Source organism: Bacillus sp. AFS017336, from assembly GCF_002555445.1.
In the GTDB taxonomy this organism is placed as follows: Bacteria; Bacillota; Bacilli; order Bacillales; family Bacillaceae_G; genus Gottfriedia.
Genome location: NZ_NUCO01000020.1, coordinates 122,914 through 144,544, shown reverse-complemented (window position 1 = coordinate 144,544; position 21,631 = coordinate 122,914). Strand labels below are relative to the sequence as shown.

At 32.8% G+C, this 21,631-nt stretch carries 24 protein-coding genes; 17 read left to right on the top strand and 7 right to left on the bottom strand.

Going from position 1 to position 21,631, the window contains the following annotated elements; all coding sequences use genetic code 11:
* Positions 1-120: 120 nt before the first annotated feature.
* From CN601_RS10815 to CN601_RS10780, 7 genes are all read left to right on the top strand, one after another.
* A complete protein-coding gene (locus CN601_RS10815) occupies positions 121-432 on the top strand; it encodes a hypothetical protein (protein WP_098121343.1) in 312 nt (103 codons plus the stop codon).
* Between the two features lie 86 nt (positions 433-518).
* Positions 519-956 (top strand): BrxA/BrxB family bacilliredoxin, encoded by a 438-nt coding sequence (locus tag CN601_RS10810; RefSeq protein ID WP_098171044.1) that lies wholly within the window; start codon positions 519-521, stop codon positions 954-956.
* Positions 957-1,385: 429 nt separating this feature from the next.
* Positions 1,386-1,877 carry an NUDIX hydrolase gene (locus tag CN601_RS10800; RefSeq protein WP_257131672.1) on the top strand — a complete coding sequence of 164 codons (492 nt, stop codon included), beginning with the start codon at positions 1,386-1,388 and terminating at the stop codon, positions 1,875-1,877.
* 454 nt (positions 1,878-2,331) lie between these two features.
* Positions 2,332-3,087 carry a transporter substrate-binding domain-containing protein gene (locus tag CN601_RS10795; RefSeq protein WP_098121340.1) on the top strand — a complete coding sequence of 252 codons (756 nt, stop codon included), beginning with the start codon at positions 2,332-2,334 and terminating at the stop codon, positions 3,085-3,087.
* 136 nt (positions 3,088-3,223) lie between these two features.
* Positions 3,224-4,564: an aspartate aminotransferase family protein gene (locus CN601_RS10790; RefSeq protein ID WP_098171043.1), complete on the top strand. Its 1,341-nt coding sequence runs from the start codon at positions 3,224-3,226 to the stop codon at positions 4,562-4,564.
* Positions 4,565-4,641: 77 nt separating this feature from the next.
* Entirely contained in the window at positions 4,642-5,301 is a 660-nt protein-coding gene (locus CN601_RS10785; protein WP_098121338.1) for an amino acid ABC transporter permease, read from the top strand.
* Complete coding sequence (locus tag CN601_RS10780; protein ID WP_098121337.1) at positions 5,294-6,016, top strand: amino acid ABC transporter ATP-binding protein; 723 nt, start codon at positions 5,294-5,296, stop codon at positions 6,014-6,016. The genes CN601_RS10785 and CN601_RS10780 overlap by 8 nt, the downstream gene beginning before the upstream one ends.
* Positions 6,017-6,202: 186 nt before the next feature.
* Here the strand turns inward: CN601_RS10780 and CN601_RS10775 are convergent, their stop codons facing one another.
* Positions 6,203-6,727 (bottom strand): acyl-CoA thioesterase, encoded by a 525-nt coding sequence (locus tag CN601_RS10775; RefSeq protein ID WP_098171042.1) that lies wholly within the window; start codon positions 6,725-6,727, stop codon positions 6,203-6,205.
* 233 nt (positions 6,728-6,960) lie between these two features.
* Between CN601_RS10775 and CN601_RS10770 the strand changes: the two genes are divergently transcribed.
* Together CN601_RS10770 and CN601_RS10765 are read left to right on the top strand one after the other, a co-directional pair.
* Positions 6,961-7,926, top strand: coding sequence for an aromatic acid exporter family protein (locus tag CN601_RS10770; protein WP_098171041.1), 966 nt, complete (start codon positions 6,961-6,963; stop codon positions 7,924-7,926).
* A gap of 15 nt (positions 7,927-7,941) precedes the next feature.
* Positions 7,942-8,448: a L,D-transpeptidase gene (locus CN601_RS10765; protein WP_098171040.1), complete on the top strand. Its 507-nt coding sequence runs from the start codon at positions 7,942-7,944 to the stop codon at positions 8,446-8,448.
* 94 nt (positions 8,449-8,542) lie between these two features.
* Here CN601_RS10765 and prli42 read toward each other — a convergent pair whose 3' ends face one another.
* Positions 8,543-8,635 carry a stressosome-associated protein Prli42 gene (gene prli42 / locus CN601_RS26930; RefSeq protein WP_172443946.1) on the bottom strand — a complete coding sequence of 31 codons (93 nt, stop codon included), beginning with the start codon at positions 8,633-8,635 and terminating at the stop codon, positions 8,543-8,545.
* Between the two features lie 124 nt (positions 8,636-8,759).
* Here prli42 and mce point away from each other — a divergent pair, with 124 nt between their 5' ends.
* Genes mce through CN601_RS10750 form a run of 3 tightly spaced genes read left to right on the top strand, consistent with a single transcriptional unit; the run spans position 8,760 to position 11,866 of the window.
* Positions 8,760-9,167 carry a methylmalonyl-CoA epimerase gene (mce, locus tag CN601_RS10760; RefSeq protein ID WP_179865520.1) on the top strand — a complete coding sequence of 136 codons (408 nt, stop codon included), beginning with the start codon at positions 8,760-8,762 and terminating at the stop codon, positions 9,165-9,167.
* Positions 9,167-10,708, top strand: a complete 1,542-nt coding sequence (locus tag CN601_RS10755) for an acyl-CoA carboxylase subunit beta (RefSeq protein ID WP_373604970.1) — start codon at positions 9,167-9,169, stop codon at positions 10,706-10,708. The genes mce and CN601_RS10755 overlap by 1 nt, the downstream gene beginning before the upstream one ends.
* Positions 10,709-10,747: 39 nt before the next feature.
* Entirely contained in the window at positions 10,748-11,866 is a 1,119-nt protein-coding gene (locus CN601_RS10750; protein WP_098121331.1) for a M20/M25/M40 family metallo-hydrolase, read from the top strand.
* Between the two features lie 949 nt (positions 11,867-12,815).
* Here CN601_RS10750 and CN601_RS10745 read toward each other — a convergent pair.
* Positions 12,816-13,301 (bottom strand): DedA family protein, encoded by a 486-nt coding sequence (locus CN601_RS10745; RefSeq protein ID WP_098171037.1) that lies wholly within the window; start codon positions 13,299-13,301, stop codon positions 12,816-12,818.
* 207 nt (positions 13,302-13,508) lie between these two features.
* Between CN601_RS10745 and CN601_RS10740 the strand changes: the two genes are divergently transcribed.
* From CN601_RS10740 to CN601_RS10730, 3 genes are all read left to right on the top strand, one after another.
* Entirely contained in the window at positions 13,509-14,174 is a 666-nt protein-coding gene (locus CN601_RS10740; RefSeq protein WP_098171036.1) for an alpha/beta hydrolase family protein, read from the top strand.
* A 17-nt stretch (positions 14,175-14,191) separates the two neighbouring features.
* The gene (locus tag CN601_RS10735; protein WP_098121328.1) at positions 14,192-14,386 is read left to right on the top strand and encodes a helix-hairpin-helix domain-containing protein; all 195 of its coding nucleotides are present in this window, start codon (positions 14,192-14,194) and stop codon (positions 14,384-14,386) included.
* A 171-nt stretch (positions 14,387-14,557) separates the two neighbouring features.
* Complete coding sequence (locus CN601_RS10730) at positions 14,558-15,898, top strand: glycosyltransferase family 2 protein (protein ID WP_373604969.1); 1,341 nt, start codon at positions 14,558-14,560, stop codon at positions 15,896-15,898.
* 186 nt (positions 15,899-16,084) lie between these two features.
* Here CN601_RS10730 and CN601_RS10725 read toward each other — a convergent pair whose 3' ends face one another.
* From CN601_RS10725 to CN601_RS10715, 3 genes are all read right to left on the bottom strand, one after another.
* Positions 16,085-16,486: a thiol-disulfide oxidoreductase DCC family protein gene (locus CN601_RS10725; protein WP_098121327.1), complete on the bottom strand. Its 402-nt coding sequence runs from the start codon at positions 16,484-16,486 to the stop codon at positions 16,085-16,087.
* Between the two features lie 16 nt (positions 16,487-16,502).
* Complete coding sequence (locus tag CN601_RS10720; protein ID WP_098171148.1) at positions 16,503-16,859, bottom strand: globin domain-containing protein; 357 nt, start codon at positions 16,857-16,859, stop codon at positions 16,503-16,505.
* 196 nt (positions 16,860-17,055) lie between these two features.
* Positions 17,056-17,577, bottom strand: a complete 522-nt coding sequence (locus tag CN601_RS10715; RefSeq protein ID WP_098171035.1) for a VOC family protein — start codon at positions 17,575-17,577, stop codon at positions 17,056-17,058.
* A 156-nt stretch (positions 17,578-17,733) separates the two neighbouring features.
* On the opposite strand from CN601_RS10715, the gene CN601_RS10710 reads away from it, so the two are divergent.
* On the top strand, positions 17,734-18,972 hold the full coding sequence (locus tag CN601_RS10710) for a DNA polymerase IV (protein WP_098171034.1): 1,239 nt from the start codon (positions 17,734-17,736) through the stop codon (positions 18,970-18,972).
* Between the two features lie 75 nt (positions 18,973-19,047).
* On the opposite strand, the gene CN601_RS10705 is transcribed toward CN601_RS10710, so the two are convergent.
* Entirely contained in the window at positions 19,048-19,728 is a 681-nt protein-coding gene (locus CN601_RS10705; protein ID WP_098171033.1) for an N-acetylmuramoyl-L-alanine amidase family protein, read from the bottom strand.
* Between the two features lie 270 nt (positions 19,729-19,998).
* Between CN601_RS10705 and ggt the strand changes: the two genes are divergently transcribed.
* On the top strand, positions 19,999-21,615 hold the full coding sequence (gene ggt, locus CN601_RS10700) for a gamma-glutamyltransferase (protein WP_257131671.1): 1,617 nt from the start codon (positions 19,999-20,001) through the stop codon (positions 21,613-21,615).
* Positions 21,616-21,631 lie beyond the last annotated feature (16 nt).

Genomic DNA, 21,631 nt, shown 5'->3' with positions numbered 1-21,631 from the left:
ATCCGAATTTAATCGATCTATAGTGATTTCTTTCTAGTTAGAGTTTTTTCACACTAAAAAAGTATGTGTTAGATCACTTCCTCATATATTTGTATAAACAAATGATATGGAGGGAGAGAGATGGACGAACTTCTTTTTGATCAGCTGAAATTAGTAAGTTGGGACTGTATAATTTTAGAAGGTGCTAGTGAACAAGAAGAAGAGCTTATGAAAAATGTATTATCCTCATTACATTCAATTGGATTAAAAAATAAAATTGATGCAAAAATATTATTTATTGCAGGTGATGTGGAGAAGATTAATCAATTTGAAAATAATAATCCATATGTAACAGTTATTCGTGTCGTTGAAGAAGTTAATGATAGTTATCAATATGCAATATCTACTTTAGCTCATTTGCCGATTATTATTGATGAGTTAGTAAATGAATGAAAATATAATAGTAAGCAGGTTTAAAAGCTTGAATTAATAGTCTCTAAATTGGTAAGATGAAAAAAAGCACGTAAGGAGTAGATGAAATGAATATGAACTTTAACTTTTTTATGAATGATGTTGTCCATACTGCACGTCAAGAAATCGTAGCGGCTGGTTATGCAGAATTAAAAACACCTGAGGAAGTCGAGCAAGCATTAGGAAAGAAAGGCACAACACTAATAATGGTGAATTCGGTATGTGGTTGTGCAGGTGGTATTGCCCGTCCTGCTGCAGCACATTCAGTACATTATGATGCAAGACCTGATCAATTAGTTACCGTGTTTGCAGGGCAAGATAAAGAAGCGACTTCAAAAGCACGTGAATATTTTACTGGAAAAGCTCCTTCTTCTCCGTCATTTGCATTATTAAAAGATGGTGAGCTTGTTGCAATGGTTGAACGTCATGAAATTGAAGGACATGATCCAATGCAAGTTGTTCAAAAACTTCAAACTTATTTTGAACAATACTGCGAGGAAATTTAATTAAGTATAAAAAAGTACAAAAATTTATNNATAAATTTTTGTACTTTTTTTGTACATAATATTATTATGTAAACTAAAGTATAACTGGTAATTTCAGTTAATTATTTTATAAATAAAATAAAAGATAAAAAAGAAGGAAATTACGGCTAGTGAGCATGTGAAAATTAAAAGCTTTAAAGCATCTTTATATGCTGACTCGTCATACTTTACTCGAAATGCGAAGGACTCCAATCTATGCTTTTTTGATTTTCTATATTGATTTAAATCGATAATATTTGATTGATCCACAACACACCTCTCCTTTATTGTATATATATTATTTAAATTTTAAAATATTCTAAAAAATTAGTAAAGTTGTTTAATACCCAAATTAATAGCAAATTATGCCATAATTAATGGAATAAAGTAGACTAATGGATTGAAAGGAACGTGTACATTTTGAAATATACTTTATGCTTTATTAAACGAGAAAATGAACTTTTAATGTTAAATAGAGTAAACGCTCCAACAATGGGAATTTGGAATGGTGTTGGTGGAAAAATAGAAAAAGGTGAAACAATTGAAAGGTCTGTACAAAGAGAAATTGCTGAGGAAACCGGGATCCAGATTGAAATGAATCAATTAACTTATAAAGGTAAAGTAACCTGGCATGAAGAAGATGTGGATTTTGGTGGTATGTATGTATTTCTTGCTGAAGTTCCGAGCGATTTACAATATGATACACCTATTAAAACGAATGAAGGAATTTTAGATTGGAAAAAAATTGAGTGGGTAGTAAATGATAAAAATCAAGGTGTTGGGGAGTGTATCCCATATTTTCTTCCTATACTATTGGATGACGAGAGAGTTCATCACTATTCCTTTTATTATAAGGGGAATAAAGTTGTTGATGTAGTGATCGAAGAAGGGATTTTAATATAATAAAATAATTTATAAATGAATAATGTAATCATTTTAGCGGAAATACCATTCAAAATATGGTATTTTTTTTATGAATAAGTGAGAAAACGCTTAAATTTGGGGGAATTTAAACATTTTGTAGATGAAAATGTAGAGATTTGCGAGATTTGTCGAAAACTTTTTTGAAAAATCAGAAAAGTGTACAAGTAACCTACTTATTCATTGAGTTGAATAAATATATAATTATAATGAATTTTAATAAAAAATATTTTTATATAATATCCTTGTAAAATTAAGGTTTATAGAGATTTTTTGTCGAAATACCGAAAAATATGGTTGCATATTTATTAGTATGTGTTAAAATTCATTTTATGAAATAATTATTCATTCGAAAAAAATAGTTGTTTAATAGAATTTTAATAAAGATAATAGAAATAAGATATTTGAATTTTTCAAAAATTAGGGGGAAAACATCATGAAAAAAATAGTCGGAGTTTTAGCTGCATCAGCATTATCAATTGGAATGTTATCTGCTTGTAACAAGTCAGATGATAAAACCTTAATCTTAGGAACGAGCGCGGATTATAAGCCTTATGAATTTATTGACACACAAAATGATAAAATTGTCGGTTTTGATGTTGATTTAGCGAAAGCGATTGGTAAGAAAACTGGTTACACAGTTAAAGTAAAAGATATTGATTTTACCTCATTAATTACTGCTATGAATGCAGATAAAGTAGATTTCATTATGGCAGGTATGAAAAAGACGCCCGAGCGTGCTAAAAATGCAGATTTCACTGCACCATACTTTACGGACCAAAATGAAGTAGTTATAAATAAAGATTCAAATATTAAAAGTGTTAGTGATTTAAAAGGGAAAACAGTTGGTGTACAAGCTGGTTCGATTCAAGAAACAAAAGCAATTGAAGTTGCTAAAAAAGTTGGATTTAAAGTTGAAAACCGTAATCGTATTCCTGAAATGGTAGAAGAATTAAAAGCTGGAAGATTTGATGCAGTAATTATCGAACAATCTGTTGCAAGCGGCTATCTTAATAAATTAACTGAAATGCAAGGTCTTATGATGCAAGATTTCTTTGAACAGTCTGGTTCAGCAGTAGCTCTTCCAAAAGGTAGTAAATTAACACCTAAATTTGATAAAGCTCTTACTGAATTAAAGAAAGATGGAACTGTCGATAAATTAATAAAAAAATGGTTCGGAGAAATGAAGTAAGACTAGGGTAAGCTACTAGAAACAATAAGTGCTTAGCAAGAGATTTAAGAGATTAAAAGATTAAAATCTAAATTTTAGGGTATTTGAAAATATAGAAAATGTTTAGTTTTTGTTGTAATAAGGGGAGGAATTATTGATGGAGAAAGATTGGAGTCACTTATTGGAAAAAATGCCTTTACGTCTTGCACCGAGCATGGCAAAGGATCATCCTAACTTACCGGTAGTCAAAGAAGAGGGTTGTTACTATTATGGTGTTGATGGTAAACAGTACTTAGATTTTACTTCTGGTATTGCTACTACAAATGTTGGACATCGTCATCCTAAAGTGGTGCAAGCAATTAAAGATGGAGCGGATTCTTTAGCTCATGGTCCTTCTGGGGTAATTATATACGAATCGATTTTAAAACTAGCAGATGAGTTGGCTGAAATTCTTCCTGGTAACTTAGATACTTTCTTTTTTGGAAATAGTGGAACAGAAGCAATTGAAGGAGCTATTAAACTAGCAAAACATGCTACTAAACGTCCTTATATTGTTTCATTTATCGGTTGTTTCCATGGCCGTTCTATGGGGGCATTAAGTGTAACTACTTCAAAAAGTAAGTATCGAAAATTTTTACAACCATCAGGTTCCTATCAAATACCTTATGCAAATGTTTCAGAATGCCCTGAAGGTTATGATGAAGAACAATATGTAGTTGGACAATTAGAAAAAGATTTTAAACGTTTATTTAATCACCAAGTAACTCCAGAAGAAGTTGCTGCAGTTATTGTAGAGCCTGTTCTTGGAGAAGGTGGATATATTGTCCCTCCTAAAGCTTGGTTAAAGAAAATTCGAGAGATCTGTGATCAAAATAATATTTTATTAATATTTGATGAGGTTCAAACTGGGTTTGGACGTACAGGTGATTGGTTTGCTGCACATACTTTTGATGTGACACCAGATATTATGGCGATTGCAAAAGGTATTGCTAATGGTATTCCATTAAGTGCAACTGTAGCATCAAATGAACTAATGAAACTTTGGCCACTTGGTAGTCATGGTACAACATTTGGAGGAAACCCAATAGCATGTACAGCTGCACTTGCTGTTTTAGAAATTATTAAAGAAGAAAAGTTATTAGATAATACGAAAGAAGTTGGAGCATACGCAGTTGAAAAACTGAATGAATTAAAAGAAAAACACCCTGTAATTGGAAGTATTCGTTCAATCGGTTTAATGATCGGTATTGAAATCATTAATCCTGCTACAAACGAACCAGATGGTGATGGATTATTTAAAATTCTTGATCTTGCTTTGGAAAAAGGTGTTTTATTCTATTTCTGTGGTAATAACAGTGAAGTTATTCGTATGATCCCACCTTTAACAGTTACGAAGAATCAAATCGATGATGGGTTAGCAATCTTAGATGAAGCATTAACAGAATATGAGCAATCCATTGGATATGAAATATACGAAACAAAGGGCATTGGTTTCTAAACCAGTGCTCTTTATCTAAACAGATATTGTCGAAAATATTTTGAAATTTTAAGTCAATCGTAAAGGAGTACTACAATATGAATTTAGATTTTTCACAAATTGTTCCTTCTATGCCATATATATTGGCCGGACTAAAATTAACACTACTTGTAGTTAGCTGTTCAATTTTATTAGGTCTAATTTTAGCAATATTACTAGCATTAATGAAAATTAGCCGTGCAAAATGGTTAGTTGTCATAGCTGATTTTTATACATCAATTTTTCGCGGGACGCCGATGGTTTTGCAATTAATGATCATTTATTATGGATTGCCACAATTAGTTGGTTTCGATATCGAGAAGTTTCCAGCAGCGGTTTTAGCTTTTGGATTAAATTCCGGAGCTTATGTTTCAGAAATTATTCGTGCAGGTATTTTAGCAGTTGATAAAGGACAACAAGAAGCTGCTTCTGCACTAGGAATACCTTATCGTAAAATGATGTCAAAAATTATTTTACCGCAAGCATTCAAAAATATTTTACCAGCATTGATGAATGAGTTTATTACTTTAACGAAAGAATCAGCTATGGTTACTGTAATTGGTGCATCTGATTTAATGCGAAGAGCATTTTTAGTCGGTGGAGAGACTTACTCATTTATGGAGCCACTTATTTTTGTAGCCGGAATCTACTATATTATAATTATGTTATTGTCACTTCTAGGTAAATCTATTGAAAGGAAGATGCGTACAAATGATTAAAATTACGAATTTAAATAAAAGCTTTGGTAATGTTCATGTATTAAAAGGTATTAATACGATCATCGAGCAAGGATCTGTTGTAGCTGTAATTGGGCCGTCTGGTTCTGGTAAATCTACTTTTTTACGTTGTATGAATTTATTAGAAACACCATCGAATGGTGAAATTTGGATGGATGAAATTGAAATTACAAATCCAAAAAGTAATATTATGAAAATACGTGAAGATGTAGGCATGGTATTTCAACATTTTCATTTGTTCCCGCATATGACAGTTCTAGAAAATATAACGTATGCTCCAATCAATGTAAAAGGTATGAGCAAAGCTGAGGCAGATGAGAAAGCCAAAAAGCTTTTAGATAAAGTAGGTCTTCTTGAGAAAGCAAATGTTTATCCGCCTCAACTATCAGGTGGACAAAAGCAACGTGTTGCAATTGCAAGAGCACTTGCGATGGAACCAAAAGTAATGTTATTTGACGAGCCAACTTCAGCATTAGACCCAGAGATGGTAAAAGAAGTACTTGAAGTAATGAAATCTTTAGCTCACACAGGTATGACAATGGTAATCGTTACACATGAAATGGGATTTGCAAAGGAAGTAGCAGATCGAATTTTATTCTTAGACGAAGGAAATCTAGTTGAAGATTCAACTCCAAGTGAATTATTCACAAGACCAAAAACTGCTCGTGCAAAATTATTTCTTGAAAAAGTATTATAATTTTATTCATAAAAAAGAAACTGAAGATAAAATTTTCAGTTTCTTTTTTTACATTAAGAGAGTATAAATTGGCAACGGTAAAGAAAAGTCGACGAGAGATGCCAATTTTAAGTATAAGTGCAACTACGCCTCTATCTTCGCCTGACGGCTCGCCAATCGGCGAGTTTTCTTTATGTAATTTAGACCTTAATCATTATTTTGTTTTAATTTTAAAGGCTTTGTAGAGATGATTGATTCAATGTTTTTACTTATTAATTTATTATTTTTACGATTTTCAATTCGTGCCTTTGCAATCTCAGCTAGTTCTCGTTCTTCGTCGGTTTCAAGAATGATTGTTGGCACTGGTACGGTCTTATTATCTTTCATACCGACAAATGTTAAAAATGAAGTAGCAGCAACTCGACGATTACTAGTAATTAAGTTTTCTGCAATTGCTTTTACAAAAATGACAATTGATGATGTACCAGTAACAACAACAAATGCCTCATAAGAAATACAGTCCTCTTCGGTTACTGGATGCAAAAAGTCTACATGATCAATTGAAGCAGTGACACATTTTAACCTCGAATGTTTAGCAGCTGTAATAGAAGAAATCATATCCATGTCAGCAAGAATCTTTCCACCAAAAAGCGTTTGGTGATTGTTTAAATCAGTAGGGAAAACCCGAACAGTTAAAGTTGAACGTGATTCATGACAATATTTAGAACTCATAAATTCACACCTTTTTTTGAATTAGTATTAAAGAAAAGGATTAGAAAATCCCCTAGTTTTCAAAAGCACTACTACTTTTTAAATAGTGCTCTTTTTCATTTTCTTAGAATTCCTAACTTTTACATTCCTAATCCATTTCTAAAAATAAAATAGTTAAGATAATATCTTCCTGTCCGACATTCCATTAATGAATCAATTACGATATTAAGTAAAACAATAGTAACGGTGATGTTATGTACAGAATTGGTTCAAGAATTGTGAAAACTGCATTGGGGAGTGCTGCAGCAATTTTTATAGCACAAACTGTTGGGATTCATTTTTATGGGTCTGCAGGAACTATAACAATATTATGTATTCAACCAACTAAAAAACGTTCATTAGATACAGCTTGGAGAAGGTTTACTGCATGTGTGCTCATCATACTTTTTTGTGTTTTTTTCTTTCATATTTTTGGATACACACCGTTAGCAATTGGATTATTACTATTATTTTTCATTCCATTTCTAGTAGCGCTTCGAATTCAAGAAGGTGTTCTTACTAGTACAGTCATTATGCTTCATCTTTATGGATTAAAAAAAATAACGATTCCAATCATATTAGATGAGTTAACCGTTATTGTAATAGGAATTGGAGTGGCCTTACTTTGTAATTTATATATGCCTAGTTTAGACGATCAGATTAAAAGCTTTAAAGTTAAAATAGACTCTAAATTTTGTTTTATTTTCGAGAAAATTTCTATTTTTTTAAAAGAGCCGTCTAATAAGTGTTTTTTAGAAGAATATGATGAAACAGTAAAATTACTACAAGAAGCGAAAAAAATTTCTAAATTAGAAATAGACAACCATTATTTTAAATCGTCGAATGACGAGGATTACGAATACTTTTTATTAAGAGAAAGACAGCTTGCTGCTATTCATCGCATAATTGAAACAGTTTGCAGCATTAAAGTAAGCAATGAGCAGTCGATCATTTTGGCAAAGTTTTTTAATGATCTAAGCTTTTCGATAAACCCAATTATAAGTGGAGTTATTTGTTTGCATCAGTTAGAAGAAATCTATCATATGTTTCGGGCTATGCCTTTACCACAAACTGCTGATGATTTTGAAACAAGAGCAGCAGTTTTAACAATCATCAATGAAATGGAAAGTTTTTTAATTATGAAGTCAAAGTTTAAAGGGAAATATTCAACGTTAGCTTGAAGGGAGTAGATTGGTTTGCTTAAATTAGTTCTGGCACTATTTTTAGTAGTCGGTCCTGTTTGGCCACTTGGCCAAAATCCACAAGTGGGTGAGCCATTTATTATTATTAATAAAGAAGTAAATAATTTAGCATACGTAGAAGACGGTAAAATACAAGGAATCTATAAAATTGCTACTGGGAAAACGGCAGATTTAACGCCAGAAGGTATTTTTAATATTACATATAAAGCGAAAAATCCTTATTGGCGCAAAAAGAATATTCCAGGTGGGGATCCAAAAAATCCGCTTGGCTCTAGGTGGATTGGTTTTGATGCGTTAGGAACGGATGGATCAATTTATGGAATACATGGAAATAATAATCCCTCAACGATTGGAAAGTATATATCAAATGGATGTGTAAGGATGTACACAAATGATGTAAATGAGCTTTATGATAAAATTCCTTATGGAACAAAGGTTTATATAACAACATCATCAAATTCGTTTGAACAATTAGCTCGGGAACAAGGAGCGATTAAATAATAAAGAGGATTCATCAGTTAGATTTCAAAATCTTGTTGATGAATCCTCTTTTCCATTGTATTTGTCAAATAGTTATAGTCTCTACGCCAGTTCTTTATAGTAAAGAAGCGATACCTGCAAGTAAAGTAGTAGCAAGCATTGAAATTAACATAATCATCACGACTATTTTTTGTGTTTTTTTTCTCATGTGATTACCACCTTAAATTAAGAATTACATTTGATTAATAATTATTTATAAGATTAATACAAGTCTTGTCCTATTTTAGCATATGTATGTAATAAAAGCATCGGTTAAAAGGAGAGGTCAAGAAATGTTCACAAATATAGATCATATGGCGATTTGTGTGAAAGATTTAAACGAGAGCATAAAAAAATATGAAGCTGAATTAGGATTATCTTATTCTTATCGTGAAATAGTAAACGATCAAGGAGTAGAAATTGCATTTTTTGAATCAAAGAAAATTAATATTGAATTAATCCAACCACTTACTACAATTAACCCTGTGCATAAATACATTGAAAAAAAGGGTGAAGGTTTGCATCATATTGCTTTTCAAGTTGATGATATTGAAAAATCATTAAATGAACTTAAAAAACGTCAATTTAGTTTAATTAACCACTCACCTCGTAATGGAACAAATGGTTCAAAAGCTGTTTTTATACACCCTAAACAATTTGGCATGTTAATCGAAATTGTTCAAAACAAGGGGGAAGTATAATGAGTAAATATGATGATCTATATAGACTGTATGAAAAAAAATCTGAAATAGAGCAAGGAGGAGGATTTGAACGGATCGAAAAACAGCATGAACGGGGAAAATTTACGGCTCGAGAAAGAATAGATCTGTTATTAGATGAAGGTAGCTTTGTAGAGTTATATAGTTTTGTAGAGCATCGTTGTACAGATTTTGGAATGGATGAGCAATCGGGAGCATGTGACGGGGTCGTAACCGGCTATGGAACGATAAATGATCGAACGGTTTTTGTATTTTCTCAAGACTTCACAGTATTTGGTGGGGCTTTAGGAGAAATGCATGCAAAAAAAATTAGTCAAATAATGGACATGGCAGTAAAGTGCAAGGCTCCTATAATTGGTTTAAACGATTCAGGTGGCGCAAGAATTCAAGAAGGTGTGCTTTCTTTGGATGGTTATGGACATGTCTTTTATCGCAATACGATCTATTCCGGTGTAGTACCACAAATCTCAGTTATAATGGGCCCTTGTGCAGGGGGAGCGGTTTATTCTCCTGCAATAACTGATTTTGTCATAATGGTTAATGGAAGTAGCCAAATGTTTATAACTGGACCAAAGGTAATTGAAAGTGTAACGGGTGAAAAAATTTCTGCAGAAGATTTAGGTGGAGCGAAAGTACATAATGAAATTAGTGGTAATGCACATTTTCATGCAAAGACGGAAGAAGAGGCACTAAATGTAGTTAGAAGCCTATTGGATTATTTACCTTCACATTGGGAAGAAAAAGCGCCTATTAAAATGAAGAATGACAAAGAGATTGATGATTTAATGGAATTAATACCTGATGAGAGTAGTCGGCCGTATGACGTGAAAAAAATAGTCGAAATGATTGTAGATGAAGATTCTTTTTTGGAGGTACATCAAGGCTTTGCAAAAAATTTAGTTGTTGGGTTTGCTAGGTTAAATGGTGAAGTATTAGGATTAGTTTGTAATCAGCCCAAGTTTATGGCAGGAGGACTAGATTTACATTCTGCCGATAAAGGAGCAAGATTTATTCGTTTTTGTGATAGTTTTAATATACCGATTGTAACTTTTGTTGATGTTACAGGGTTTTTCCCTGGTGTAAAACAGGAGCATGGAGGTATAATAAGGCATGGCGCAAAGCTTTTATACGCATATTCTGAAGCAACAGTTCCAAAGGTTACAGTCATTACAAGGAAAGCTTTTGGTGGGGCATACGTTGCTTTAAATAGTAAATCGATTGGAGCAGATTTAGTATTTGCTTGGCCAAACGCTGAAATTGCTGTAATGGGTGCTGCCGGAGCTGTCAATATACTATATGGAAAAGAAATTGCTCAAAGTAATCATCCTGATGAGATCAGATCGGAGTGGATGGATCTTTATAAAGAGAAATTTTCAAATCCATATGTAGCTGCAAAATATGGACTAGTCGATGAGATTATTGATCCAAAGATGACTAGAAAAAAGCTAATTCAATCTTTAGAAATACTAAAAAACAAAAATGAAAAGCGTCCAGCTAAAAAACATGGTAATATACCTTTGTAGACATTTTTTTACATATACAATATGGAGGCATGACTGAAAATGATTAATGAACAACGTATAGTCGATGAATTTTTAGAATTAGTACAAGTAGACTCTGAAACTAAGTATGAAGCTGAAATTGCAAAGGTTTTAAAACAAAAATTAGAAGCCCTTGGAATGAATGTTTTTGAAGACGACACAATGGGTGTTACAGGTCACGGTGCTGGAAATATTGTTGCTACAATTCCTGCTACTAAAGAAGGAGTAGACGGTATTTTCTTCTCTTGTCACATGGACACAGTAACTCCAGGTAAAGGAATTAAACCATCAATTAAAGATGGATACATCGTTACAGATGGTACAACTATTCTTGGAGCTGATGATAAAGCTGGTATCGCAGCATTTTTAGAAGCAGCTAAACAGATTAAAGAACAAAATATTGAACATGGTGAAATTCAATTCATTATCTCAGTTGGTGAAGAATCTGGATTACATGGTGCAAAAGCAATGGATCCAAAATTAATCACTACTAAATTCGGATATGCATTAGATAGCGATGAAGAAGTAGGTAATATCATCGTAGCAGCTCCAACTCAAGCAAAAGTTATTGCTACTATTTATGGTAAAACAGCTCATGCTGGTGTAGCACCTGAAAAAGGCGTATCAGCGATTACGATTGCTTCTAAAGCAATTGCTAGAATGCCTCTTGGTCGTATCGACGAAGAAACGACTGCAAATATCGGACGTTTCGAAGGTGGAAGTGCAACAAACATCGTTTGCGATAAAGTGAGCATCTTAGCTGAAGCTCGTTCATTAATCGGTGAAAAAATGGAAGCTCAAGTAGCTAAAATGAAAGCAGCATTTGAAGAAGCAGCTACTGAAATGGGTGGACGCGCTGAAGTTGAAGTTCAAATTATGTATCCTGGATTTAAATTTGGTGAAGGAGATCACGTGGTTGAAGTTGCAAAACGCGCAGCAGAAAAAATCGGACGTACTCCTGCATTACAACAAAGTGGTGGTGGATCTGATGCTAACGTATTCGCAGGTCACGGTTTCCCAATCGTAAACTTAGCAATCGGTTATGAAGAAATCCACACAACTAACGAAAGAATGCCAATTAAAGAACTAGTAAAAACAGCTGAAATGGTTATTGCAATCGTTGAAGAAGTTGCAAAATAATATATAAAAATGAAAAAGACGAAACACTTTTGTGTTTCGTCTTTTTAGTATATTGAAATATAAAATTGACAACTAAGCGTGGCTAAATTAAAAGAGCATGTTGATGATAATGCTATAATTTGAGCTAATCATTAAATTTGCTCTGTAAAAGTAGATTGTAAATTTATTCAATAAGTTGGAGAAGTAAAATTTAATACAAAAAAAATCAAATTTCCCCAATACAATACTAAATATTTATAAGCTAATCTTTGAAGAATTATGAAATGAAATAGAGGGAGAAAAATCAAATTAATTTAACGAGGAATTTCCTAAAAAGTAGTTTAAGTTGTTTTATCTTTATCTATTTATATTGTTGGGTTTATAGCCCTTCCTCCGATTATAATACTGTTGCATTAATAAGTATTTTTATGGTAGTAATTGGGATTTTACTTTCAATAACCAGTAATCTAATAAAGAGTAAAAATTAGTAGAATATATGCAACTTTCGCATGTTTGGCATGAGTTTTACTTTAGCTGTCTACATTAGGTAAACTTTTTTTGGGGGTACAAGAATAATTTCATTTAATTTGAAGAAGTTGATTGGAATGGAAGGATTCTCGACTCCTATGGGATAAGCGGGAAGGCTGAGACCCCACAGGCTTGCCGAGGAGGCTCAGGTCTCGCCCCATGGAAAGCGAGAATCCTGTAGTGGAAATCAACAACATACAGATTCCTTTACCACATATTGTTAAGTAATTGACAGATTCTTTTTCAAAAACGTGAGAAAGACGAAACACTTATGTGTCTCGTCTTTTTTAATACAACAATCTATTCTTAAAGCTTTAATCCTATTTAATCCTTAATTTGGACTTAATCGCTTCCTCCATACAAAATAGAAAATAGCTGCGATTAATAAAGCAGATGGAAAAATCACTAAACTATACCTTGCAAAAATAGAAGCTACTTTATCTCATTCTTCTCCAAAAATTTTCCCTAATGTAATAAAAGTGAATCCCCAAAGGATTGCACCGACAAATCCATACATAGAAAACTTTTTATAAGAATATTTATTAATCGCTGCAAAATATGCTGTCAAATGTCTTACTCCAGGAATAAAAAAACCTATTATCAGTATATAGGGTCCAAATTTTGCAAATAAACTTTTAGTGAATTCAATTTTTTTCTCAGTAATATGTACTTTTGGACCATATTTATTTAATAATGGTAAACCAAACATATATCCAAGTAAGTAACTTAAAGAAATACCACAAATGATCCCAATAATGGCACATGCTATTGATGGTACATAGGATAGTCTACCTTGAAACACATTATAACCTATGTATATTAAAAGTATTTCATCTGGTAAGGGTAAACCAATAATTCCTCCTATTAATGCTAAAATGATGCCTAAATAACCATAGTGATTAATTAATACGTTTAAATGATGAACCATTGATTTAATACACATCCTCGTTTTTTTCCGCGTGAAGTAGTTAGGCTAATTAATTTGATTAAGATAATATCATTTTGTACAAACAAAAGTATTTTATAGCATTTTCATAAATTAGGCAATTCAAAATTCAAATAATTTTGTTATTATTAAAAGGATTTAATAGTAATCCGAAAAAATTAAAATTAGGTGGAAAAATGATTAATTTTTATGAAATTTGCCCAAATCACTTTAGTAGAAATAAAACGATTGTTATGTTTCACGGCTGGGGTTCAACACACTGAATCTCAAATAAATTTAGGGAATGAATTATCAACACTTGGATTTAAAGTGGTTATTCCTGAAATTAAATATCATGATACGAGACAAGCACTAAACAACCATTTTGACCAAAAGGTTTTACAATCATATTTTTGGAAAACGATTTTTTATACAATTGATGAAGAAAATGAACTAATGAATACCCTTAATTTAAAGAAAGAAGAAACAATACTCTTTGGAAGCTCAATGGGTGGGTTTATTGCTAGCGGCATATTTTTTTCAAATACGAGCTATGCGGGATTAATAAATATTAATGGATCAAGTTCATTCGTTTTTTCTGAGAAGGATTTTTGTAACAAAGCTGGAAGAAGTATTGAAGAGAATTACTTGGCAACGATTGAAAAATATGATCCGAAATTTTCAGGGAATGTCAATAATAAGCCAATTCTTTTCTTGCATGGCGAAAAGGACAGGGTAATATCAATTGATGGTCAAATTGATTTTGTAGCTTCAAACAATCATGATATACAGTTTTTAAAATATAAAGATGTAAATCATACAATTACTAATCGTATGAAAACTGATTTAATCAATCGGCTAGATAAAAGTTTTTAAATAATTGGAGGTATATGATGAATGACAATTCTCTACCAAAGGGATTATCACAGCCAGCAATAAGAGCTTTAACTGCAGCAGGGTACTTAAGTTTAGAGCAATTTACAAAATTAAGTGAGTCTGAAGTATTAAAATTACACGGTATGGGCCCGAAAGGAATCAAAGCGATTAAGAATGCTTTAGAAGAGAAAGGCTTAACATTTAAAAATTAAAATCTTATTTTTTAGAACTGATTAATTTTCAGTTCTTTTTTATTTTATCTAATGAATTATTGCGAAGTATCTTTACCATAAGTTGCTAAGGAAATCGAAAGTGTTATTGTGATAAAATAATTTTTATCGGCTTGAAAGCAGAATTTAATTTTATAAAAAGGGGGGAGACTATTGAAAGCTAACTTGTCTCCTATTCACAAAAAGGGCACTCGATATTATTTAACAATAAACAAGAAATTTTGGATTAGCCATGTCGTATCATTAATGTGGTTAATTTTTTCGATTTATCTTTCAATTCCTTGGTTAGATGATTTATCAGACGTTGTTACCCTTCCCGTTGCAATCATTATTATAGGTGGTATTGCTTATATTCCGGGCTATATGAGCACTTTTTTAGTAATAAGTTTACTACTCGATAAACAACCTAATTTTAAAAATGAATTTCCTACGGATTCGGTTACAGTATTAGTCGCGGCTTATAATGAAGAAGGAGCTATTTTTAATACGTTAAAATATATTTCAGATCAAGATTATACTGGTCAAATAAACGTTATCGTAATAAATAATAATTCAACAGATAAAACAGATCGTGAAGTAATAAGAGCACAAAAAGAGTTAAAATCAAATATTACTTTAATCCATGAATCTAAGCCGGGTAAGTTTAATGCACTGAATAAGGGGTTAGATTATGTAAAAACGCCTTATGTTATTACTTTAGATGCAGATACATTAATTCATCCCTCAGCGATCAGATATTTAGTTTCTAGGATGAAAAGTAGTCCTTCTGATGTTTGTGCGGTTGCTGGTTCTATGCTAGTTCGTAATAGCCGTGAAACATTTTGGACTAAAATTCAGGAATGGGATTACTTCTTAGGAATTGCTTCAATTAAAAGACTGCAAGGATTGTATCAAGGAACACTTGTTGCTCAAGGGGCATTTAGTTTATATAGAACTGATTGCGTAAAGGAAGTTAATGGGTGGCCAGATGCGATTGGAGAAGATATCGTTTTAACTTGGAGACTTTTACAGAAAAAATGGAAGGTTTATTTTGAACCGTTAGCAGTAGCATTCACTGATGCACCGACAACGTTTGGTCACTTTGCTAAACAAAGATCAAGATGGGCTAGAGGTATGGTTGAAGGGCTGATCGAAATCAAACCTTGGCAGCAACCGCAAGTTTATACAAAGTATTTAACTGGAATTAATCTAATGATGCTTTACTTGGATTTAGTTTACACTTTATGTTGGATACCTGGATTGATTTTAGCCTTTTTTGGTATTAATTTATTAGTCGGTCCAATGACACTATTAGTTCTTCCGTTAACATTCGTGAGCTACTCAATCCTTTATTTTTACCAACGAAATTACGTTTTCCGCAATTTAAATTTAAGAATAAGAAATAATCGTATCGGATTTTTATTCTTCCTATTATTTTATCAAATGATTATGTCACCAGTTTCACTTTATGGTTATATTCAGGAATTTTTTAAATTAAAGCGTGTTTGGGAATAAAAAACTTATATATAAAGCGAAGGGGACCTCTAAAGTAAAAGTACTTTCAGAGGTCCCCTTTTGTTTTTATACATTAAGAAAATACAAATTGGCGGCGGATAAGAAAAAACGACGTAGTTTCCAATTTTAAAAATTAAGTATAAGTGCAACTACCTGCCTAAAAGCTCGCCAATTGGCGAGTTTTCTTTATTCTAAAAAAAATCGATCACGAATTTCTTTAGACGGAATCATACAGGTTTCATTTTTACCAAAAAATTTATAGCGATTTTTAGCAATAAGTCGATAGAAGAAATCACGGATTGGTTTAGGAATCATTATAAACATAAAGCATAATTTTGGCCAACCGTCTAAATGTTTCGCAATCCTAAGTGCTGCTGAAGATTCATATTTAATTTTTCCATTTTGTATTAGAATAATTGAATCAATCGAACTAAGTTCAGGATGATCTATAATAATCTTTTCTCCAAATGAGGATTGTAATGCAGCAAAATGAAAATAACCTTTACGGTCATGTTTTATTATGAACTGAACAGCGCCATTACATAAAATACATTCTCCATCAAATAAAATTACCGGCTTTTCGATCATATTAATCCCCTACTTATTATTCTTGGTTAACCATATGGTAAGCAACATTTCTCAGATGTTGCAATAATGGATCTTTAATTTCTTCGTCTAAATCTACATCTTCCATAGCTTTTGCCATACAATCCAACCAGTCATGAGCTAATTCAATTGTAATTGGAAACGGTAAATGACGAGCGCGCATTCTTGGATGACCTCGTTCCATACTATAATATTGTGGACCGCCTAAAAATTGTGTTAAAAATAGTTTTTGTTTTCGTGCTGTTTCTTCCCAGTCACCTGGAAATATAGGTGATAATCTTTCGTGTTTAGACACATAAGAATAAAAAGTATCAACTAGTTCTTCCAATTTTTCTTTCCCTATATATTCATACATTGTTTGATTTTGATTAGTCAAAAGATAATACCTCCATTTATTTCAAAAAATACAGTATAGATAGGTTTATTTTATCTCTTTTTAGACTTTATGAGAAGTAAATAGAGCAGGTACAAAGTGGAAAAAGGTTAGGTTGGGGTATGATTATGAAGAAAAGTTGGCTCAAAGGAATTTATTAATTTGTTAAACCCCTTTTCTAAATAGAAGAGGGGCTGTCACTTTCATAAGCATTTATTAAATCGTTTAGTTTAATTTTATTTTTCGTTTGGAGGACTGCTTTCATCACGCGTTCAGATTTTTCAGGATTAGGGTCATTTAATAATTGTGGTAAAATAGAGGGGACAATTTGCCATGAAACGCCGAATTGATCCTTTAACCAACCACATACTTGTGCGTTTTTGTCTCCGTCTTTTGAAAGTTTTTCCCAATAATAATCGATCTCTTCTTGAGAATCACAATGGACGATGAAAGATATTGCTTCAGTAAATTTAAAATGTGGACCTCCATTTAATGCAACAAAGTCTAAACCTTCTAAACTAAATTGGATCGTCATTACAGCTTCCTGTTCCATCTCACTTGGATCGTGTCTTTCCTTGCCGTAACGGGTAATTCTTCCTATTTTTGAATTCTTAAAAATTGAAGTGTAATAATTTACTGCTGCCTCAGCCTGTGTATCAAACCATAAATTCGTTGAGATTTTTTGAATTTTACTTTGCATAGCTTTTCTCCTTTATTACCAAAAACGTTATAATAATTAGAAATTAGTTTTTAAAATTTGACTACAAACTTTACTAGTTTTCCCTTTTAAGGAACACTAATTCAAATAATAGGAAATATAACAAATTGATATTATACTAGCATAGGAGGTGTAGCAATGAATCAATGGGCGCCAAAGAGCGGAAGAGTTATTTTACATGTTGATATGAATTCATTTTTTGCTTCAGTTGAAATAGCAAATGATCCATCATTAAAAGGTAAACCGGTAGTTGTAGCCGGAAATGAAAAAGAGCGCAGGGGTATTATCGTAACTGCAAGCTATGAAGCTCGAGCTTTTGGAATTCGTGCAACAATGCCATTATGGGAAGCGCGAAAAAAATGTCCTGAGATGATTGTGAAAACTCCAAATTTTGAAGCTTACCGAAAGGTCTCAAGACAAATCTTTGAAAAATTAGGTGCAATAAGTCCTAAAATTGAAGTAGCGTCAATTGATGAAGGTTATATTGATATAACTGATTGTGATGAGTTGCTAGGTCATCCACTTGAAATAGCTGAAATGATTCAGTTAATGTTGTTAGAAGATCTAGATATGCCATGTAGTATCGGGATTGCTCCAAATAAGTTTCTAGCAAAAACTGCTTCAGATATGAAAAAACCACTTGGAATTACTGTTCTTCGAAAAAGAGATGTTCCTACTATTTTATGGCCCAGAAAAGTAGGAGATATGCATGGCGTTGGTAAGAAAACTGAAGAAAAATTAAATGAAATTGGCATTATGACAATAGAAGATTTGGCAAAAAGTAACGAAAAGCAAATCCAAGATTTATTAGGCGTAAACGGTAAATCATTAAGAAATAAGGCAAATGGAATAGATGAGCGAGAAGTCGACCCTAGTCGTATGCTTTCACATAAGACAATTGGTCAATCAACGACATTTTCATTTGATGTATTTGAAGAACCGATGATTGTAGAGAAGTTTGAAGCACTTTCTAACCGAGTTGCTGACCGTTTAATTAAGAAAGGTTTAGTTGCGGACACAGTAACAATTACTCTTCGTTTCAGTGATCGGAAAACAATTAACCGGAGCAAAACACTTTCTACGCCTGTACAACAAGGTAATGAAATATTTAAAGAAGCATTTGACCTTTGGAAAAGAAACTGGAACGGAGAAGCATTACGTTTAATCGGAGTAACTGCATCTCAATTAAATCCAAAAGATGAGGTATCAAAGCAATTGGATCTATTTTCTTTTGAAAAGGATGCAAAACAAGAACCATTATTTGAAGCATTACATAAATTGCAAGATAAATATGGTGAACAAGTTATTAGTTTAGGTAGACAAAAAAAGAAAATTGACACAAATAATATATTAGATATATTGAAATCTACTGAGTAAATAACCATTTTTGAAGTGTATTTTTCAATTAAAAAAGACGGTCTAGTAGCTTGACCGTCTTTTTTGTTAAATTTTTTAAACTTTTTCAATGAGTATTTTGCTTGCTGTTGGAAGATATTGTGCTACTGCATTTAGTACATTTTGATCATCTTGATATGCTCCGACTTGTACTCCGTCGACGATTACTCTATGCATCTCAGTATTAGACTTAGCTGTTAAGTTAAATGCTTTTGCCAATCCATTTACATGCCCTTGCGCTACTTTTTGACGCCAATTTGGGTCTTTTAGTTTAGCTGCATCGCTTGCATTATCAATGAATCCATTTTCAGTCAGAATTGCTGGCATATTTGATTCACGTAATACATGAAAATTAGCTTTCTTCTTACCGCGATCAACTAAACCATTTACCTTTACGATTTCTGGATGTAAAACGTTTTGATATTGAGCTGAAGTAGAAGTATCAGACAAACCATCGTATATATAATCCTCGTAACCAGACGCTGATGTATTAAAAGAATTGATATGAACCGATAAAAAGTAGTCAGCACCCCATGAGTTTGCATCGTTCGTGCGTTCTGCTAAAGAACGGTCAGTATCAGTAGATCTACTCATTCTAACGACTACATCATTATAGTTGTTCAATAAATCTCTAATTCTTAAAGCGATATCTAAAGTTAGGTCTTTTTCCTTTAATCCATTGCCGACTGCACCTGAATCAGCGCCACCATGACCTGGATCTAAATAAAGTTTTAACATTATTCTAATCCCCTCCTTATTTTAAACTATTCAAAGTGCTTTCATTTGAAATGGACAAGCAACTACCGTACATAAAACAAATCATGATAATTTTTACACTAGTAGAAAATGAAATAGCGCTGTAACAGAACTACTATTTTAAGTGAAAAGTATAAATTTAAATTAGAATTTGTATTTAAGTAGGGGATTAGCAGAATATTGTCGAATTTAATTCTTTATTAAGGTAATTTGTTTTATAACTAACCCAGGCCAGCGCCAAGGAGGAAAAGTATGTTTACAAAAATGAAAGTAAATGAACATGTTTATTCATCAAATCGTAATGTGGTGTATGCGAGAAATGGTATGGTAGCTACTTCACAACCATTGGCTGCACAAGCAGGCCTAGATATTTTAAAAAAGGGTGGGAATGCAGTTGATGCAGCAATCGCAACAGCTGCTTGTCTAACAGTTGTTGAGCCGACTTCAAATGGAATTGGTGGAGACGCATTTGCATTAGTTTGGATGAACGAAAAGCTATACGGTTTAGATTCAAGTGGACCCGCACCTAAAAATATATCGATTGAACAAGTTAAAAATTTAGGTTATGAAACGATGCCTAAATTTGGCTGGATCCCAGTGACTGTCCCTGGAGCTCCTGCTGCTTGGGTTGAGTTATCGAATCGATTTGGAAGGCTTTCATTAAAGGAAGTGTTACAGCCGGCGATTGAATATGCTCGAGAAGGTTTTCCAATTTCACCTACATTAGGTAAGTTTTGGAAGAGGGCTTATGAAATTTACAAAAAAGAACTAAATTCTGTTGAGTTTGATGCTTGGTTTGAAACGTTTGCTCCAAAGGGAAGAGCTCCAGAAGTAGGAGAAATTTGGTCATCTTTAGATCATGCAATAACGTTGGAGAAAATTGCTGAAACAAATGGGCAGGATTTTTATAAAGGAGAAATAGCAGATAAAATTATTGCATCTTCTAATCAACACGGAGGATTTTTAACAAAAGAAGACTTACAATCTTTTAAACCAGAATGGGTAAATCCAATTAGTATAAACTATAGAGGCTATGATGTATGGGAAATTCCACCTAATGGACAAGGAATCATTGCGCTTATGGCCTTAAATATTTTGAAAAATGATCAGTTTGATGAAAAAGAGAACGCATTGACATATCATAAACAACTTGAAGCAATGAAGTTAGCCTTTGCATGTGGAAAAGAATATGTAACGGATCGAAAATTTATGAAGACTTCAGTCGAAAGCTTGCTAAGTGATCAATATGGCAAAGAACGTTTTCAAGAAATCTCTGAATCAGCAAGGACACCTTTACCAGGAAGACCAGCAAATGGTGGGACTGTTTATTTAGCAACAGCTGATAGCGATGGAAATATGGTCTCGTTTATTCAGAGTAATTATATGGGATTTGGGTCTGGGATTGTTATTCCAGGAACGGGAATCGGATTACAAAACAGAGGGCATGATTTTAGTTTAAATGAATTACATGCTAATGCTTTAATTGGTGGGAAAAAATCATATCATACGATTATTCCGGCATTTTTAACAAAAAATAATAAAGCTATTGGACCATTTGGTGTAATGGGTGGGTACATGCAGCCTCAAGGACATGTACAAGTAATAATGAACAGCATAGATTTCCATTTAAACCCTCAAGAAGCTCTTGATGCACCAAGATGGCAATGGATTGAAGGGAAAACGATCGAAGTTGAACCGAGTTTTTCTCAAACAATTGTAGAAGAGCTTCAGTCCAAAGGTCATGAAGTTAAGTTTGCAAAAGAAACTGGTAGTTTCGGACGTGGACAAATTATATGGAGAAATGAAGAATCTGGGGTTTTAATGGGTGGTACAGAATCTAGAACGGATGGCTGTATAGCAAGTTGGTAAAATTGAAAAGGAATTG

Bases quoted from the DNA above. Each gene is read 5' to 3' on its own strand.
- CN601_RS10810 (WP_098171044.1), top strand. From the start codon at position 519: ATGAATATGAACTTTAACTTTTTTATGAATGATGTTGTCCATACTGCA.
- CN601_RS10715 (WP_098171035.1), bottom strand. From the start codon at position 17,577: ATGCAAAGTAAAATTCAAAAAATCTCAACGAATTTATGGTTTGATACA.
- CN601_RS10705 (WP_098171033.1), bottom strand. From the start codon at position 19,728: ATGTTAAAACTTTATTTAGATCCAGGTCATGGTGGCGCTGATTCAGGT.
- CN601_RS10815 (WP_098121343.1), top strand. From the start codon at position 121: ATGGACGAACTTCTTTTTGATCAGCTGAAATTAGTAAGTTGGGACTGT.
- mce (WP_179865520.1), top strand. From the start codon at position 8,760: ATGTTCACAAATATAGATCATATGGCGATTTGTGTGAAAGATTTAAAC.
- CN601_RS10710 (WP_098171034.1), top strand. From the start codon at position 17,734: ATGAATCAATGGGCGCCAAAGAGCGGAAGAGTTATTTTACATGTTGAT.
- CN601_RS10740 (WP_098171036.1), top strand. From the start codon at position 13,509: ATGAAATTTGCCCAAATCACTTTAGTAGAAATAAAACGATTGTTATGT.
- CN601_RS10790 (WP_098171043.1), top strand. From the start codon at position 3,224: ATGGAGAAAGATTGGAGTCACTTATTGGAAAAAATGCCTTTACGTCTT.
- CN601_RS10745 (WP_098171037.1), bottom strand. From the start codon at position 13,301: ATGGTTCATCATTTAAACGTATTAATTAATCACTATGGTTATTTAGGC.
- CN601_RS10770 (WP_098171041.1), top strand. From the start codon at position 6,961: ATGTACAGAATTGGTTCAAGAATTGTGAAAACTGCATTGGGGAGTGCT.
- CN601_RS10720 (WP_098171148.1), bottom strand. From the start codon at position 16,859: ATGTATGAATATATAGGGAAAGAAAAATTGGAAGAACTAGTTGATACT.
- CN601_RS10775 (WP_098171042.1), bottom strand. From the start codon at position 6,727: ATGAGTTCTAAATATTGTCATGAATCACGTTCAACTTTAACTGTTCGG.
- CN601_RS10725 (WP_098121327.1), bottom strand. From the start codon at position 16,486: ATGATCGAAAAGCCGGTAATTTTATTTGATGGAGAATGTATTTTATGT.
- CN601_RS10780 (WP_098121337.1), top strand. From the start codon at position 5,294: ATGATTAAAATTACGAATTTAAATAAAAGCTTTGGTAATGTTCATGTA.
- CN601_RS10735 (WP_098121328.1), top strand. From the start codon at position 14,192: ATGAATGACAATTCTCTACCAAAGGGATTATCACAGCCAGCAATAAGA.
- CN601_RS10795 (WP_098121340.1), top strand. From the start codon at position 2,332: ATGAAAAAAATAGTCGGAGTTTTAGCTGCATCAGCATTATCAATTGGA.
- prli42 (WP_172443946.1), bottom strand. From the start codon at position 8,635: ATGAGAAAAAAAACACAAAAAATAGTCGTGATGATTATGTTAATTTCA.
- CN601_RS10750 (WP_098121331.1), top strand. From the start codon at position 10,748: ATGATTAATGAACAACGTATAGTCGATGAATTTTTAGAATTAGTACAA.
- CN601_RS10755 (WP_373604970.1), top strand. From the start codon at position 9,167: ATGAGTAAATATGATGATCTATATAGACTGTATGAAAAAAAATCTGAA.
- ggt (WP_257131671.1), top strand. From the start codon at position 19,999: ATGTTTACAAAAATGAAAGTAAATGAACATGTTTATTCATCAAATCGT.
- CN601_RS10785 (WP_098121338.1), top strand. From the start codon at position 4,642: ATGAATTTAGATTTTTCACAAATTGTTCCTTCTATGCCATATATATTG.